The 15539-nt window shown below is 70.9% G+C and carries 15 protein-coding genes; 7 read left to right on the top strand and 8 right to left on the bottom strand.

All coding sequences use genetic code 11. The features are described 5' to 3' along the window. Positions 1 to 32 precede the first annotated feature (32 nt). Both purM and purF read right to left on the bottom strand, forming a co-directional pair. Positions 33 to 1061, bottom strand: coding sequence for a phosphoribosylformylglycinamidine cyclo-ligase (purM, locus tag HHX35_RS20900; protein WP_139579737.1), 1029 nt, complete (start codon positions 1059 to 1061; stop codon positions 33 to 35). Then, positions 1058 to 2494, bottom strand: a complete 1437-nt coding sequence (gene purF / locus HHX35_RS20895; RefSeq protein WP_139579738.1) for an amidophosphoribosyltransferase — start codon at positions 2492 to 2494, stop codon at positions 1058 to 1060. The genes purM and purF overlap by 4 nt, the downstream gene beginning before the upstream one ends. Positions 2495 to 2959: 465 nt before the next feature. On the opposite strand from purF, the gene HHX35_RS20890 reads away from it, so the two are divergent. Continuing rightward, positions 2960 to 3253 (top strand): DUF4190 domain-containing protein, encoded by a 294-nt coding sequence (locus tag HHX35_RS20890; protein WP_182900447.1) that lies wholly within the window; start codon positions 2960 to 2962, stop codon positions 3251 to 3253. 12 nt (positions 3254 to 3265) lie between these two features. Here HHX35_RS20890 and HHX35_RS20885 read toward each other — a convergent pair whose 3' ends face one another. The 3 genes from HHX35_RS20885 to HHX35_RS20875 all read right to left on the bottom strand — a co-directional run bounded on the left by HHX35_RS20885 (position 3266) and on the right by HHX35_RS20875 (position 5700). Continuing rightward, positions 3266 to 3706: a sterol carrier family protein gene (locus HHX35_RS20885; RefSeq protein ID WP_182900446.1), complete on the bottom strand. Its 441-nt coding sequence runs from the start codon at positions 3704 to 3706 to the stop codon at positions 3266 to 3268. An 87-nt stretch (positions 3707 to 3793) separates the two neighbouring features. Next, positions 3794 to 4840, bottom strand: coding sequence for an NAD(P)/FAD-dependent oxidoreductase (locus HHX35_RS20880; RefSeq protein WP_182900445.1), 1047 nt, complete (start codon positions 4838 to 4840; stop codon positions 3794 to 3796). After that, on the bottom strand, positions 4837 to 5700 hold the full coding sequence (locus tag HHX35_RS20875; RefSeq protein WP_182900444.1) for an NAD(P)H-binding protein: 864 nt from the start codon (positions 5698 to 5700) through the stop codon (positions 4837 to 4839). Before HHX35_RS20875 ends, HHX35_RS20880 begins: the two co-directional genes overlap by 4 nt. An 81-nt stretch (positions 5701 to 5781) precedes the next feature. Between HHX35_RS20875 and HHX35_RS20870 the strand changes: the two genes are divergently transcribed. Further along, positions 5782 to 6732 carry an Lrp/AsnC family transcriptional regulator gene (locus HHX35_RS20870; RefSeq protein WP_182900443.1) on the top strand — a complete coding sequence of 317 codons (951 nt, stop codon included), beginning with the start codon at positions 5782 to 5784 and terminating at the stop codon, positions 6730 to 6732. Between the two features lie 14 nt (positions 6733 to 6746). On the opposite strand, the gene HHX35_RS20865 is transcribed toward HHX35_RS20870, so the two are convergent. Beyond that, positions 6747 to 8174, bottom strand: a complete 1428-nt coding sequence (locus tag HHX35_RS20865) for an MFS transporter (protein ID WP_182900442.1) — start codon at positions 8172 to 8174, stop codon at positions 6747 to 6749. 109 nt (positions 8175 to 8283) lie between these two features. Between HHX35_RS20865 and HHX35_RS20860 the strand changes: the two genes are divergently transcribed. After that, entirely contained in the window at positions 8284 to 8979 is a 696-nt protein-coding gene (locus HHX35_RS20860) for a TetR family transcriptional regulator (protein WP_139579744.1), read from the top strand. Here the strand turns inward: HHX35_RS20860 and HHX35_RS20855 are convergent. Continuing rightward, entirely contained in the window at positions 8886 to 10337 is a 1452-nt protein-coding gene (locus HHX35_RS20855; protein ID WP_182900441.1) for an MFS transporter, read from the bottom strand. The genes HHX35_RS20860 and HHX35_RS20855 overlap by 94 nt on opposite strands. A gap of 234 nt (positions 10338 to 10571) precedes the next feature. Between HHX35_RS20855 and HHX35_RS44695 the strand changes: the two genes are divergently transcribed. The 4 genes from HHX35_RS44695 to HHX35_RS20835 all read left to right on the top strand — a co-directional run bounded on the left by HHX35_RS44695 (position 10572) and on the right by HHX35_RS20835 (position 14303). After that, positions 10572 to 11372: a collagen-like protein gene (locus HHX35_RS44695; protein ID WP_220505694.1), complete on the top strand. Its 801-nt coding sequence runs from the start codon at positions 10572 to 10574 to the stop codon at positions 11370 to 11372. 236 nt (positions 11373 to 11608) lie between these two features. Beyond that, positions 11609 to 12502 (top strand): collagen-like protein, encoded by an 894-nt coding sequence (locus tag HHX35_RS20845; RefSeq protein ID WP_220505693.1) that lies wholly within the window; start codon positions 11609 to 11611, stop codon positions 12500 to 12502. Positions 12503 to 12661: 159 nt separating this feature from the next. Then, complete coding sequence (locus HHX35_RS44690) at positions 12662 to 13471, top strand: collagen-like protein (RefSeq protein ID WP_182900440.1); 810 nt, start codon at positions 12662 to 12664, stop codon at positions 13469 to 13471. A 169-nt stretch (positions 13472 to 13640) separates the two neighbouring features. Continuing rightward, a complete protein-coding gene (locus HHX35_RS20835) occupies positions 13641 to 14303 on the top strand; it encodes a class I SAM-dependent methyltransferase (protein WP_182900439.1) in 663 nt (220 codons plus the stop codon). 24 nt (positions 14304 to 14327) lie between these two features. On the opposite strand, the gene HHX35_RS20830 is transcribed toward HHX35_RS20835, so the two are convergent. After that, entirely contained in the window at positions 14328 to 15494 is a 1167-nt protein-coding gene (locus HHX35_RS20830) for a helix-turn-helix domain-containing protein (RefSeq protein WP_182900438.1), read from the bottom strand. Positions 15495 to 15539: the final 45 nt, after the last annotated feature.

The raw sequence follows: 15539 nt of genomic DNA, 5'->3' as shown, positions 1-15539 counted from the left end.
GCGACCGTTCATAGGGCCGGGCGGCCCGGACCTCACTGACGGAAACGGGCCCGTCCCTCGCCCGCGACGACCTCACCCAGCACCCAGGCGGGCAGGCCGCGACCGGTCAGCAGAGCGAGTGCCTTGTCGGCCTCCGCCGCTGGGACGATCGCGCACATGCCCACGCCGAGGTTGAACGTCTTGTCCATCTCCTCCTGGGGCACGCCGCCGCGCCCGGCCAGCACCTCGAAGATCGCGGGCGGGGTCCAGGAGTTCCGGTCGAGGAGGGCGTCCACCGTGCCGGGCAGTGATCTGGCCAGGTTGGCCGCCAGCCCGCCGCCGGTGATGTGAGCCAGGGCGTGCACCTCGGTCTCCCGGATGAGCGCCAGGCAGTCGAGCGAATAGATGCGGGTGGGCTCCAGCAGTTCCTCGCCGAGCGTGCGGCCCAGCTCGGGCAGCTCCTGCTCCAGGCCCAGCCCGGCGGTCTTGATCACGTGCCTGACCAGCGAGTAGCCGTTGGAGTGGACACCGCTGGAGGCCAGCCCGAGCACCACGTCCCCCGGCACGACCCGGTCGGGGCCGAGCATCTCGTCCGCCTCGACGACGCCGGTGCCCGCGCCCGCGAGGTCGTACTCGTCGGGGCCCATCGCGCCGGGGTGCTCGGCGGTCTCCCCGCCGACCAGCGCGCAGCCCGCGAGCCGGCATCCCTCGGCCACACCGCCCACGATGTCGGCGATCCGCTCGGGCACGACCTTGCCGCACGCGATGTAGTCGGTCATGAACAGCGGCTCGGCCCCGCAGACCACGAGGTCGTCCACGACCATGCCGACGAGGTCGATGCCGATCGTGTCGTGCTTGCCGAGCTGCTGGGCCAGCATGACCTTGGTGCCGACCCCGTCGGTGGACGTGGCCAGCAGCGGCCTGCGGTAGCGCAGGAACGCCGAGGCGTCGAAGAGCCCGGCGAAGCCGCTGGCGTCGTCCACGACCTCAGGCCGCCGGGAGCGCGCCACCCGCGACTTCATCAGCTCGACCGCGCGGTCGCCGGCCTCGATGTCGACGCCGGCGTCGGCGTAGCTGGTCATCGCTGAGCCTCCAGCACGAACTTGCCCACCCTGTCGTCCTCGATCGGAATGGGGTACTCACCGGTGAAGCACGCGCGGCAGAGCCGGTCGGCCGGCAGCGTCGTCGCCCGGGTGAGCCCCTCCAGGGAGATGTACCCGAGGGAGTCGGCGCCGAGCGAGGAGCGGATCTCCTCGACCGACAGCGACCCGGCGATCAGCTCCGCGCGGGTGGCGAAGTCGATTCCGTAGAAGCACGGCCAGGCGACCGGGGGCGAGGAGATCCGCACGTGGACCTCGCTGGCCCCGGCCTCGCGCAGCATCTTCACGATGGCCCGCTGGGTGTTGCCTCGGACGATCGAGTCGTCCACGACCACCAGGCGCTTGCCCTCGATGACCTCGCGCAGCGGGTTGAGCTTGAGGCGGATGCCGAGCTGGCGGATGGTCTGCGACGGCTGGATGAACGTCCGGCCGACGTAGGAGTTCTTCACCAGGCCCTGGCCGTACGGGATGCCGCTCTGCTCGGCGTAGCCGATGGCGGCGGGGGTGCCGGACTCGGGCGTGGGGATCACGAGGTCGGCGTCCACCGGGTGTTCGCGGGCCAGCACGCGGCCGACCTCGACCCGGGTGGACTGCACGCCGCGCCCGGCGATCGTGGTGTCGGGGCGGGCGAGGTAGACGTACTCGAACAGGCAGCCCTTGGGCTCGGCCGACGCGAAGCGCTGCGAGCGGACTCCTCGCTCGTCGATGGTCAGCAGTTCGCCGGGCTCGATCTCGCGGATGAACGACGCGCCGACGATGTCGAGGGCGGCGGTCTCGGACGCCACCACCCAGCCGCGCTCCAACCGGCCCAGCACGAGCGGACGGATGCCCTGCGGGTCGCGGGCGGCGAACAGCGTCGTCTCGTTCATCCAGACGAGCGAATAGGCGCCCTTGACCTCCGGGAGCAGCTCGGCCGCCACGTCCTCGACCGGACGCGAGGAGTCCTGCGCCAGGAGAGCGGTGAGCACCTCGGTGTCGGTCGTCGCCCGGGTGGAGCCCGGCGCGAGCCGTTCGGCGAGGTAGGCGGTGTTGATCAGGTTGCCGTTGTGGGCGAGCGCCAGCCCCTTGCCGTCGCTGGAGTTCAGCGTGGGCTGCGCGTTCTCCCAGACGCTCGATCCGGTGGTGGAGTAACGGCAGTGTCCGATGGACAGGTGCCCCCGAAGGGTGCCGAGGATCGACTCGTCGAAGACCTGGGCCACCAGGCCCATGTCCTTGTAGACGAGAATGCGGTTGCCCTCGCTGACCGCGATGCCCGCGGACTCCTGCCCACGGTGCTGCAACGCGTAGAGGCCGTAGTAGGTGAGTTTGGAGACGTCCTCCCCGGGCGCCCATACGCCGAAGACGCCACAGGCGTCCTTCGGAGCGCGGTCCTGGGGGTCGAGGTCATGGCCCAGCCGGCCGTCGCCCTTCAACACGTACTTGAGTCTATTTGGGCGTTGGCGCTGCTCAAACCCGGGCATGCCCTTCAGGCGCCGGAAGCATCACCCGCCCTTTGCCGTGTCGCCCCTGCTCACACGCGGAATTCGGGGCAGCCTGGGCTTTCGGGCAGGCCCCAAGAATCGGATATGGCCCAGACCGGTACGGGAGGGATGATCGTGGCGACACCCGACGACCCCGGGCGCCCACAGGAGCCGTACGGCCCGGGGGCCCCGGAGGAGCGGGAGCCGTCGGCGGGAGGACCCGCAGGCCCGCCCTCTGGTCAGCCGCCCTCCGGAGGCTCGCCCTATGGCCGGCCTCCTTATGGACAGCCTCCTTATGGACAGCCTCCCTACGGGCAGCCGCCGTACGGGGGGCCGCTGCCGCCGCCCCCGGGACCCGGCGGACCTCCCGGTGGCCCCTGGGGGCCCCAACCGGGCGGCGGGCTCGGGACGGCCGCGCTGGTGCTCGGGATCTGCTCGATCGTCCTGCTGCTGGTCTGCGGCGTCGGCACGCTCGTGGCGATCGTCGGGCTCGTCCTCGGCATCGTGGCGATCGCCAGGAACTCCAACCGGGGCAGGGCGGTCGGAGGGGTGGTGCTGAGCACACTGACCCTGCTGCTGGCCCTGATCATAAGCATCGCGCTCTACAACTGGTTCACGACCAGGCACGTCGGCGAGTGCTTCGACCGCAGGCTCTACCCCACCCAGGAGGACGCGCAGCGCTGCGTGCAGGACAAGCTCTCCGGGTTCCGGTGACCCGGGCGGGGGTCACCAGAGGGGGAGCAGCGCGGACAGATCGGCCCGGGAGCCGCTGGCCGCGATCTTCCCGGCGGCGGTGGCGTCGGCCCACGACAGCCGCCCGGTGGCCAGTTCGAGCCAGGTGCGAGGGTCGGTCTCGATGACGTTGGGCGGGGTGCCCCGCGTGTGCCGGGGCCCCTCCACGCACTGCACCGCGGCGTGCGGGGGGACCCGCACCTCCACCGACCGTCCCGGGGCCCGCGCGGCCAGGTCCTCCAGCAGATGCCGTACGGCGGCGCGGGCGGCGGCCCTCAGCGGCGTGAGCCCGGCCTCGTAGGCGTCGAGCACGGCCAGCACGCACGCGTTGCCCGCCATGCTCTCGGGACCGTCGAACGGCGGCCGTCCGAGATCGGCGAGCTGGGCGTCGAGCGCCTCTCGGATCTTCCCTGGGTCGAGTCTGCGTGCCGGCATCGGCCCATTGTCCCGGATCCCGCCTCCGCTCGATCGCGGGGGAAATGATGGGCGGTCGCCGGCTCGGCGCGGAGCCGTATGGGGGACTCAGATCGGGAGCGGATCCTGACCGAGGATCCGAGCGCCGTTGGCGGCGGAGGCGCGGACCGCGGCGAAACCGGAGTCGATCATCTCGCGCTCATACGAACGCAGTGCCGCGATCAGGGGACGGCCACCGGCGAGAGCGGCGGCGAGGCCGGCGGCGTCCCGGAGGGCGAGGTTGGCCCCGGCTCCCCCCGCCGGGCTCATCGCGTGGGCCGCGTCGCCGAGCAGCGTGACGCGGGTGGTGTCCCAGGGAGCGATCGGAACGCTGGTGCGCAGTGCGAGCGGAAAGACGTCGTACCACTCGGTGAGCATCTGCCGTATGCGGGGATGCCAGCCGTGCGTCATCTCCATGACGAGGGATCTGAGCAGGTGCGGCTCGGGTGGCAGTTCCTCGGCGCGCGCGCTGAAGGAGAAGGTGGCGTAGTCGCGGGTGAGGGCGATGCCCACCACACGGTGGCGGGGCCCGGTGACGGCGCTGAACACGTGGTCCAGGTCCTCGGCCGACTCTCGTGGGATCTTGCCGTAGAGCTGGGTGAGACCGGTGCCGACGACGCGGGCGTGCGGCAGGTGCTGCCGGCGGACCGCGGAGCCGACGCCGTCGGCGCCCACCAGCACATCGCCGGTGGCCGTGGTGCCGTCGTCGAAACACGCGGTCACCTGCCCGGCCTCCGCCTGGAAGGCGGTGAGGCGCTTGCCATGGGTGACCACCCCCTTCACGTCGGCCAGCAGGGTGTCACGCAACTCCTGCCGGTCGACCGACAGGTGCCGCCCGCCGAAATCGCGTTCTTCCAGCACCCGCAGTGCCGGATCGAGACGGACGAACTTCGGCTTGGGCGTGTGGGCGGCGGCCAGGAACGCGGCCCAGCGCTCCGGCGCGAGCACGGACGCCAGCGCGTCGATGCCCAGGTCGCCGAGATGAAGACGGTATCCCTGCCCACGGATCGCGGGCGAGGCGTCGCGTTCGTAGACGGCCACGTCGACGCCGGTCCCGCGCAGTCCGTTGGCCAGGGCCAGGCCGCCGAGGCCGGCTCCGATGACGATCACCTTCATCGCGGCTCACCGCCGAAGCCGGCCGCGTGCTCGGCGGCCCACGCCGACAGCGACGTGGCCGGAGCACCCGTGATGTCCAGCACGGCAGTGCTCACGGTGGGTGGCGGGGCGGCGATCAGCGTGGCGTAACCGTCGAGCAGTTCGTCCACGAAACCGTCGGGGAAGCCGGGATCGGCCAGCAGCCTGGCGCGTTCTTCCTCCCGCGTCAGCTCGTGCCAGCGCAGCGGCCGCCCGATCGCCTCGCCGATGATCCGCACCTGCTCTTCCTGGGTGAGGACTTCGGGCCCGGTGAGGGTGTACCGGCGCCCGGCGTGCCCGTCCTCCGTCAGGGCGTGTACGGCCACCGCCGCGATGTCGTCCTCGTGGATCGGCACCGTCTTGAGTGATCCGTAGGCGCCTCGCACGACGTCGCCGGCCTTGATCTGTTCGCTCCACCACAGGGTGTTGGCCATGAAGGCGCTGGGGCTCACGATCGTCCACTCCATGCCGGACTGCTCGATCAGGTGTTCCACGGTGGCGTGCCAGCGGGCGACCGGGGTGGGCTGCAGCTCGGGGGCCACCCCGGGGCGTGCGTCGCCACCCGTCATGAAGACGACCCGGCGGGCCTGGCGCTTGAGCGCGTCGACGAGAGGCCGGGCGGGTTCGGCCGAGTGGAACGGCCACATCAGGAACGCCGCCTCGACACCGTCCAGAGCGCCGGATGCGTCCAGGTCCGGTGGGACGACCTCGACGCCCGCGGGAAGGCCGGCGGTCCGCGGGCGCCGGCTGGTCGCCCGTACGGCGGCGCCCGCCCGGGTGAGCCGCTCCACGACTCGCCGGCCGACGTTTCCCGTGCCGCCGAAAACCAGGTAAGTGCTCATGTGCCCACGATCACCGGCGACCGGTAGCACGCGCAGGCCAGAGGTGTCGTAGCGGCGGAAAATCGCATGAGATCGTGAAATATGGCGGAAAGCGGCGTTCTGGATGACCTCGATCGTGCTCTCGTGCACGCGCTCCACATCGACGGCCGGGCTTCCTTCCGGCAGATCGCCGAGGTCGTCGGCACCTCCGAGCACACCATCGCGCGCCGCTACCGCAGGCTGCGCTTTCAGGGGCTCCTGCGGGTGGTCGGCATGCTCGACGGCACCCGCTTCGGGCAGACCTCCTGGGCGGTTCGTCTGGTGTGCACGCCGGACGCCGCCGGGCCGGTGGCCGAGGCGCTGGCCCGGCGCGACGACACCGTCTGGGTGCGCCTGCTGTCCGGCGGCACCGAGATCGCCTGCGGGGTCCAGTCCGGCGGGGAAGGGGACGACCTGTTGCTGAAGAAGCTCCCCAGGACTCCGCGCGTCGTGTCGATGTCGGCGCACGCCACGCTGCACATGTTCGCCGGATGGCGCAGCCGGGCAGCCGTGCTCTCGGACGAGCAGGCCGCGCGCCTGCGCCCGGATCGCGTGGACGAGCACGAGATCACCCTCGGCGGCGAGGACCGTGCCCTGCTGCGGGTGCTGGCCCGGGACGGCCGGGCCGGCTTCGGCGAACTGGCGGCGGCGGCCGGGTGCTCGCAGACCACGGCCCGCCGCCGGCTGGAGCAGCTGCGCGCGGGCGGCGCGCTGCGCTTCGACGTCGAGATCCCCGCCCGGGCGCTCGGCTACCACGCGGAGGCATGGTTGTGGATGAAGGTCGAGCCTCGGGCGCTGACCTCGGTCGGCGAGGCCATGGCCCGGCACGCCGAGGCCGACGTGGTGGCCGCCACCACCGGCCCGACCAACCTCATGGCAGGGGTGACCTGCCGGGATATCCAGGCTCTCTACCGCTACCTGACGGAGCGGGTGGCGACGCTGGACGGAGTGCGCGAGGTGGAGACCGCCCCGGTGATCCGCACTGTCAAGCGGGTGGGCACCTTGCTGCCCTGAACGAACCCCGGGAGTCAGGCGACCGGCTCGGCCACGGCGGGTTCGATGGTCTCGGCGGAGGCGGAGGCGGCGGCCCGGGTGCGGCGCAGGGAGTAGACGCTGACCGGCACGCCGACCAGCACGATCGCGGCCGCGATCAGCAGTGTGAACCGGTACGCCTCCAGGAAGGCGTGCAGCGGAGCGCCGCCGACCGCGCTCTGCCTGGCGCTGAGGATCGCGCCCAGGATCGTGATGCCGAGCAGGCCGAAGACCTCGCGGGAGACGTTGAGGACGCCCGAGGCCACGCCCGCCCTCGCGGGGGGCATCGCGTTCAGCACGACGTTGGTCAGCGGGACGAGCAGGCCGGCGCCCGCGCCGTACAGCAGGAACCAGGGGAGCAGGTCGCCGTAGTGGGAGCCCTCACCCGCGCTCGACAGCCCGCCGATGGCCACCGCCATCAGGCCGAGGCCGACGGCGACGGTGCCCGCGCTGCCGAAGCGCTCGGCGATCCGCGGTGAGATGCTCGCGATCACCGCCATGAGCAGCGCCATGGGCACGAAGCCCGCGCCCGCCGCCGTCGGGGAGAACCCGAGCGCGCTTTGGAGGTAGAGCGCGGTGAAGAAGTAGATGCCGAAGACCCCGAACGACCACAGGCCCATCGACAGCAGGCCGCCGCTGAAGACCCGCTCACGGAACAGCGTGAGGTCGATCATCGGCTGCGCAGTACGGGACTCGACGACCAGGAACACGACGGCGGCCACCGCGAAGACCGCGAACGCCCCGAGGATCGGCGCCGAGGTCCACCCACGCGACTCGCCCTCGATGAGCGCGTAGGTGAGGGCGAACAGCGCCACGGCGGAGGTGGCCAGGCCCGGCAGGTCGAGGGACGCCCGCCCGGACGAGGCCCGCTCGACCCTGATCGAACGCAGGCCGATCACGGCCGCGACCACGCCGATCGGCAGGTTGATCAGGAAGATCCAGCCCCAGTCGGCGTTCTCGCTGAGGAACCCGCCGGTGAGCGGACCGATCGCGAGGGCCAGGGCGCCGACCGCGCTCCAGATGCCGACGGCCGTCGCCCGCTCGCGCGGATCGGGGAAGATCCGCGGCAGCAGGGCCAGCGTCGACGGTGTCACCAGCGCCGCGCCGAGCCCCTGCACGGCCCGCGCCGCGATCAGCGTCTCCTGGCTCCCGGCGAGGCCCGCCGCCACCGACGCGAGCGTGAAGACCGCCAGGCCGCCGAAGAACGCCGTCCGGGGGCCGAAGACGTCCGCCAGGCGTCCGCCGGCGAGCAGCAGGCCCGCGAACACCAGGATGTACGCGCTCACGATCCACTCCAGACCGGAGATCGTCAGCGCCAGGTCCCGCTGGATCGTCGGCAGTGCGACGTTGACCACGTTGTTGTCCAAATAGGTCATGAATGTCGCGAGCGCCACCGCGACGAGCGCCCACCACCGTCCGGACATGTGTCCTCCTCTTGTACGAGGTACATGTACGGCGTACATGTACGGTGCATAGGAGACCTTGTACGGCGTATAGTTGTCAAGTGCCGAGGAGGTAGGGAGGCTGCGGGCCATGGCGAACGCGGAGCGGCTGAGCCGTCTGAGTCTGATCGAGAAGGCCCTTGAGCTGGCCGACGCCGAGAGCCTGGAGTCGGTCACGGTGCGGCGGCTCGCCCATGAGCTCGGGGTGACGCCGATGGCCCTCTACTGGCACGTCAAGAACAAGGACCAGTTGTTCGTCTGTCTCGCCGACCATCTGCTCGCCACGGTCACTCCCGAGTTCGACCCGGCCGCGCCGTGGAACGCGCGGCTGCGGGTGATGGTCGAGGCGCTGATCGGGGTGATGCGGCGGCACCGGTACATGCCGGGGCTGTTCGCGATGGTCGAGAAGCAGGAGCTCCCGAGCTTCAGCCGGGCGACCGACACCGCGCTCGACCTGCTCGGCCAGGCGGGTTTCACGCTGAGCGAGGGCTACGCCGTCTCCACATACCTGCTGCACGGCGCCATGGCCCTGGTCGACAACGAGCCCGGCTGCCCCGGCGCGTTCACCGCGGCGGAAGCGGCCGAGTTGCGCCGGCAGAAGCGGCTGGCCCTGGAACGGCTCCCCGCCGACGAGTTCCCCCGCATCGTCGAGTACGCCAAGACGATGGAGGAGGAGCCCGACCTCGACGCCTACTACGCGTTCGGCCTGGATCTCCTGATGTCCGGGGTCGAGGCCATGGCCGCGAAGAGGACGCCGGACAGCGCGACGCAGAACAGCACGAGATAGGTGGTGCGGAACCCCGTCATGAGCTGCCGCAGCGCGGTCGGGGACACCTGTGACAGCGTCCCCGCGTAGATCTGGTCGCGCAGCGCCGGCACCACCGAGGCGGTCAGCACGCTCAGCGTCGTCGCCACGCTGAGCACGACGCCGACGTTCATGACCATCAGACGGAAGCCGTTCACCACCCCGCGGCTCTCCTCCGGCAGCGCGCCCATGACCTGCGTCGTGTTGCCGGTCAGGAAGGCGCCGCTGCCGCACCCGCACACGAAGAGCCCGACCCCGATCACCCAGTACGGCGTGGCCGGGCCGGCCGAGACCGTGAGGACGAGCAGCCCCGACGCCGTGAGCACGCACCCGCCCACCGACAGCGCGTACGGGCTCACCCTGCGGCCCAGCGCGCCCGACAGGGGAGAGGCGATGGTCATGCCCACGGGGACCGGCAGCACGCCCACGCCGGCGGCCAGCGCGTCGGCCCCGCGCGCGGCCTGGAAATAGAGCCCGGCGAGCAGGATCAGCGACGAGCGCGCGAGTGCGTTGGCGAACGACGCCAGATTGGCGCACAACAGCATGCGCCCGCCGAACAACGTGAGGTTCAGCACCGGGTTGCGCGCCCTGCGCTCCACCGCGAACAGCGCGGGGACGAGCGCGGCGGCGGCCACGCCGGGCAACGGCGCGCCCTGGCTGATGGCGATCAGCACGGCCGACAGCGCGGCGAACACGATCAGGTTGCCGAGCGCGTCCACGGACTGCCGGGGGCCGGCCGGGACCTTCCGCAGCACGGCCGCGCCCCAGGCGAGCGCGACCACCCCGGCCGGGACGTTGATCCAGAAGATCCACCGCCAGCCGAGCGTGTCCGCTATCAGGCCGCCGAGGGTCGGCCCGGCGAGCTGGGCCACCGAGAGCGTGGCCATGTAGACGCCCATCCCCTGGCTGAGCCGGTCGGGCGGGAAGGCGGCGGTGACGATCACCGTGCCGTTGGCCAGGATCATGGCCGCGCCCAGCCCCTGGAGCGCCCGCAGGGCGATGAGCACGCCGACGTCCGGCGCGATCCCGGCGAGCAGTGACGCGCCCGTGAACAGGGCGAACCCGACGAGGTAGACCTCCCGCCTGCCGAGCAGGTCCGCGACACGGCCGAAGAACACCAGCGTCGCGGTGCTGATCAGCAGGTGCGCGAGCAGGATCCAGCTCGACGCCAGCGGTCCGGCGTCGAAGTGCCGTACGACCGTGGGAAGGGCGACGTTGAGCGTGCTGGAGCTGAGCCCGATGAGGACGAGACCGAGTCCGGTGACGGAGCAGACCCTCCAGGCGTATCGGAGGGCCTTCGCATGGTCGGCTGAGCCTGGCTCTTGGGGGGTGTCGGCCATGTCGTCGATTCTGACGTACGCCGTACGCCTGGATTGTCCTGGGACCTGCTCTATGGGTGTGGTGCCGAATCGGCCGGCATTCGATTGGAACGTTCTTGACCGCCGGGGCTTACGGATAGCGGAGATACACATACGTGATGTTTGGCATGACAACCCACATATCCCTCAACGCGTGAATCACGTGCGTAACTTCTGTATTCCGCGCACTTCGTGTGCCTTAGAAAGGGAAGTCCCGTGGCTATCAGATTGCCGGGTGGACGCACGATCGGCCTGATAACGGCTGGTGCTCTGGCTGGATCGGTGCTGGTTCTGGGTGGCGCGGCCACCGCTTCGTCGGCGAGTGACGCCGCCTTCTACGCGTGTGTGAACAAGAGCACGCGGTATATGCGCCTGGTGAACGCCACGACGACGTGTAAGCCGGCGGAGACCAAGGTGTCGTGGAACAGGACCGGTCCGCAGGGTCCGGTGGGCATCGGCGGCACCGGCCCGCAGGGTCCTGCCGGTCCGCAGGGGCTGCGCGGCCCCCAGGGCATGCGCGGCCCGCAGGGCCCGAAGGGCGACACCGGTCCGCAGGGCCCCAAGGGCGACACCGGCGCCAAGGGTGAGCCCGGCAAGGACGGCACCCCGGGCAAGGACGGCAAGGACGGTGCCCCTGGCAAGGACGGCGCTCCGGGCCGCGACGGCGTCGCGAGCATCTCCGCCAAGCAGAAGGAGTTCAACTTCGGCATCGGTGGGGGTTCGGTGCAGCTGACCTGCGACGGCGGTTACGCCACGGGGGGCGGGTTCACCGGCACGAAGATCATCGGCGAGATCACCACCAACGGTCCGATCCTCACCGGCGGCAAGCCCACCGGCTGGCTGGTCGGCGGCACCTCGACCAAGGGCACCGCGTACGTGATCTGCGCCGGCGTCGGCGGCGGTGGCAACAGCGCTCGCAGCAACGAGAACGAGACCGCCGAGGACAACGGCGGGAACAAGAAGCCCGGTGCGGAGAGGACCCAGCAGTCCGGCTCCGGCGGTGCTTCCGAGAGCTGATCCGGCGAAGACGCTCGTCTGAGGCGGCCCAGCAGAGGTGAGGAGGTGGTGGAGGCCGTGGGGGGCTCCACCACACCCTCGTCCCGGACCGGTTGTCGTGACCGCTCGAACTCACCGATAGCGGAGATGCGCATACGTGATGTCCGGCGTGGCGACCGGCATATCTCCTGACGTGTGAATCACGTGCATAGCTCCTGTGTCCCCCACACTTCGTGTGCTCAAGAAAAGGAAGTCCCGTGGCTATCAAGTTGCCGGGTGGACGCACCATCGGCCTGATGACGGCTGGTGCTCTGGCTGGATCGGTGCTGGTTCTGGGTGGCGCGGCCACCGCTTCGTCGGCGAGTGACGCCGCCTTCTACGCGTGTGTGAACAAGAGCACGCGGTATATGCGCCTGGTGAACGCCACGACGACGTGTAAGCCGGCCGAGACCAAGGTGTCGTGGAACAGGACCGGTCCGCAGGGTCCGGTGGGCATCGGCGGCACCGGCCCGCAGGGTCCTGCCGGTCCGCAGGGGCTGCGCGGCCCCCAGGGCATGCGCGGCCCGCAGGGCCTCAAGGGCACCGACGGCAAGGACGGCGAGCGCGGCCCCGCCGGTCCGCAGGGTCCCAAGGGCATCGACGGCAAGGACGGCAAGGACGGCGACAAGGGTGACACCGGTCCTCGCGGCCTTCCGGGCGAGGACGGCAAGCCGGGCAAGGACGGCAAGGACGGCGAGCGCGGCCCCGCCGGTCCGCAGGGCACCAAGGGTGCCGACGGCAAGGACGGCGAGGACGGAAAGAGCGCCTACGAGATCTGGAAGGCGCAGCCGGGCAACAGCGGCAAGACGGTCGCGCAGTTCCTCGCGTCGCTCAAGGGTGAGAAGGGCGACCCGGGTGACTCGGGCGGCTCTGGCTCTGGCTCCGGCGGCGCGGGCAGCGCCACCTACAAGTCCGACAGCTTCAACTTCGGCGGCAGCGGCGGCACCAAGATCGTCATGTGTGAGAAGGGGGTCGCCACGGGCGGCGGCTACAACGGTAGCTTCAACGGGCAGTTCTGGGTGAACGGCCCGTACTTCCTGGGCAACAAGCCGCTCGGCTGGCAGATCTCGGGCAAGAACTCCAACGGCACGGTCTACGTGCTCTGCATGTGACGTGGCCGGCGAGGTGGTGGGGTCCGTGGGGCTCCACCATGCTCGCGGCCGGCCCATTTCTTGACCACTCGGACTCACTGGTAGCGGAGATGCGCATACGTGACGCTGGGTGTGACAACCGGCATATGTCGTAATGCGTGTTTTATACGTACAACCTCTGTGCCCACGCAGTTCGTGTGCCTCAGAAAGGGAAGTTCCGTGGCTATCAAGTTGCCGGGTGGACGCACGATCGGCCTGATGACGGCTGGTGCTCTGGCTGGATCGGTCCTTGTCCTGGGTGGCGCGGCCACCGCTTCGTCGGCGAGTGACGTCGTGCTCTATGCCTGTACGCATAAGACCACGGGTGACATGCGTCTGGTCGACGACACCGCGGCGTGCAAGACGACCGAGACCAAGGTGTCGTGGAACCAGATCGGACCGCAGGGGCCTGCCGGTCCGCAAGGTCCCGCCGGTCCGCAGGGTCCCGCCGGTCCGCAGGGTCCTGCGGGTCCGCAAGGTCCCGCCGGTCCGCGGGGCCTCCAGGGCGAAAAGGGCGAACCCGGCCAGGACGGTAAGGACGGTAAGGACGGCGCTCCGGGTCAGGATGGTAAGGACGGCGCTCCGGGCCGGGACGGTAAGGACGGTAAGGACGGCGCCCCAGGTCAGGACGGCAAGAGCGCCTGTGAGATCTGGAACAAGGGTGCCTGCAGCGCCGGCGACGAGGCCGACTTCCTGAAGTGGCTCAAGGGCCAGGGCGACTCCGGCGGCGCCCCGACGCTGACCTCGCGGATGGCGAGCCAGTTCATCTCGGGGAACAGCGCATCCGTCTCCTGCGCGGCGGGAGAGACGGTCACCGGCGGGGGCTACAAGATCAACTCGAGTAGGACCGTCACGGGCAGCTACATGAGCGGCAACGGCTGGAGGGTCGAGCTGGCGAGCGACGGCGAGGGCAACGGCCTCGTCTACGCCATCTGCACCAAGATCTCGTAAGAGCGGCCCGGCGGAGTCCGCGGGGCTCCGCGGACGCGCCACACATACTTGCCGTACGCGATGAGGCGTTGGCGTACGGCACTGCGAAGGCCCTTCCGGAGGGGTTACCGGAAGGGCCTTCGTCGGTTTCGTGGGCCGTTGCCGATTCCGGAGCCTAAGGTGTCCGATCATGACCGAGCCCTCCTACCTGCAGGTCGCCCGGGCGGCCTACGACGCCGTCGCCGCGGACTACGCCGATCGCCTCCGGCACCAGTTGAACGAGAAGCCGTTCGAGCGCGCGATGCTCGCCGCGTACGCCGAGATCGTGCGGGCGTCGGGCGTTCCCGGGCCGGTGGCCGACGTCGGCTGCGGGCCCGGCCGGATCACGGCGCACCTGCACGCGCTCGGCCTGGACGTCTTCGGCGTCGATCTGTCGCCGGGCATGATCGCGGTGGCCCGGCGCGAGCATCCGGACCTGCGGTTCGAGGAGGGGGCGATGGCGGCCCTGGACATCGCCGACGAGACCCTCGGCGGCGTCGTCGCCTGGTACTCGATCATCCACACCCCGCCGGAGCGGCAGCCGGCGGTGCTGGCCGAGTTCCGCCGGGTGCTGGCCCCGGGCGGGCATCTGTTGCTCGCCTTCCAGGTCGGTGACGAGCCCTTCTACGCGGCGGAGGTGTTCGGCCGGCAGGTCGCGCTCGACTTCCACCGCCTGTCGCCGGACCGAGCGGCGACGATGCTGGCCGAGGCGGGACTGCCGGTGGTGGCACAGCTGAAGACCGAACGCCGCGAGTTCGAGCGAACCCCTCAGGCGTACCTCGTCGCCCGCAAACCAGCGCCTTCCCGGCTATGAGACGGAGACCCTCCTCGGGTCGGCTCAGACGGCCGGGAACGAGGTGTCGCCCGAGGGGGATGGGCGGTAGCGGCCGGAGAGGCGGGCGAGTTTGAGGCTGAGATGCAGGCTCAGCCGCTCCTCGCCGTCCCTGAGGTCGGTCTCCGCCAGCTCCTCGACCCGGCGAAGGCGATAGTAGAGCGACGTACGGTGCAGGCGGAGCCGGCGGGAGACGGCCTGGGCGTTGCCGGCGAGGTCGAGGTAGGTCTCCAGGGTCTCCAGCAGCGGCCGGTGCTGGGCCTCGTCCAGCAGCCGTGCCAGCCCCGGATGGAGGTTGCCGTACGGCACTCCGGACAGCATGCGATAGACGCCGAGGTGGTCCCACTCCGCCGAGCGCCCGAACTCCGGCACCTTCGCGACGACCTCGGCGGCGTGCAACGCCTCCTCGTACGACTCGGGTGCGAGGGAGAGTGAGGAGCGTGGCGAGCCGACCCCGACCAGGACCGGCGTCCCGAGGGCCGCGTGCATCTCCTCCGAGAAGGCGCGGGTGCCCGCGGTGAGCAGTACGGCGTGGTCGTAGCGCACCAGGTGCAGGGGATGGTGCCTGGCCAGGCGCCGCCGCAGGGCCAGCAGCCCGCGTTCCAGCGTCAGCCGCAGGGTCTCGTCGGCCCCGCCGCGGACGGGCCTGGCGACAGCCACGGTCACGGGCACGCCATGAGGGAACGCACCCGCCTCGATCAGGGTCCTGTCGGCGTCGGGCTCGCGGAGCAGCAGCCCGGTGACGGCCTCCAGCTCGCGGCGCGAGGCGAGCTCGGAGGCCAGGCTCTCGTGGAACAGGGTCAGGGCAAGGGTTGGCGTGGCCTCCGCCGCGGCCGCGATCTCCGGCTCGGTCATGGCCGGAGCCGCGTCGATGAACCAGAGGAAGCCGAGCGGCAGGCCGTCGTGCCGTACGGGGACGCAGACCCGCGGCAGCAGCCCCAGCTCCGGGGCGCCGGGCGTGCGCAGCGGCTCGGTCGCCTCGTGGATGCCCGCGGCGCGCAGGAAATCGCGCACGTCGGGGGTGGTGTGGCGGCGCAGGATCGAGTGGCGGCGGACGTCGTCCATCAGCCCGTCCTGCTCGCTGTAGGCGACGACGCGCTGGCGGCCGTCCTCGAGCAGCAGAGGTCTTTCGAGGCGAAGGGCGAGGTCGTCCACGATTCGCTGCAGATCCACCACTCGGCCTCCACCTGGGCGCTTCGACATTTGTAGGAGAAGGGC

The sequence above is a fragment of the Microbispora sp. H10830 genome (genome assembly GCF_014161375.1).
GTDB lineage: Bacteria > Actinomycetota > Actinomycetes > Streptosporangiales > Streptosporangiaceae > Microbispora > Microbispora catharanthi.
The sequence above is the reverse complement of the archived record's forward strand: the minus strand, read 5'-3'. Positions and strand labels throughout refer to the sequence as shown.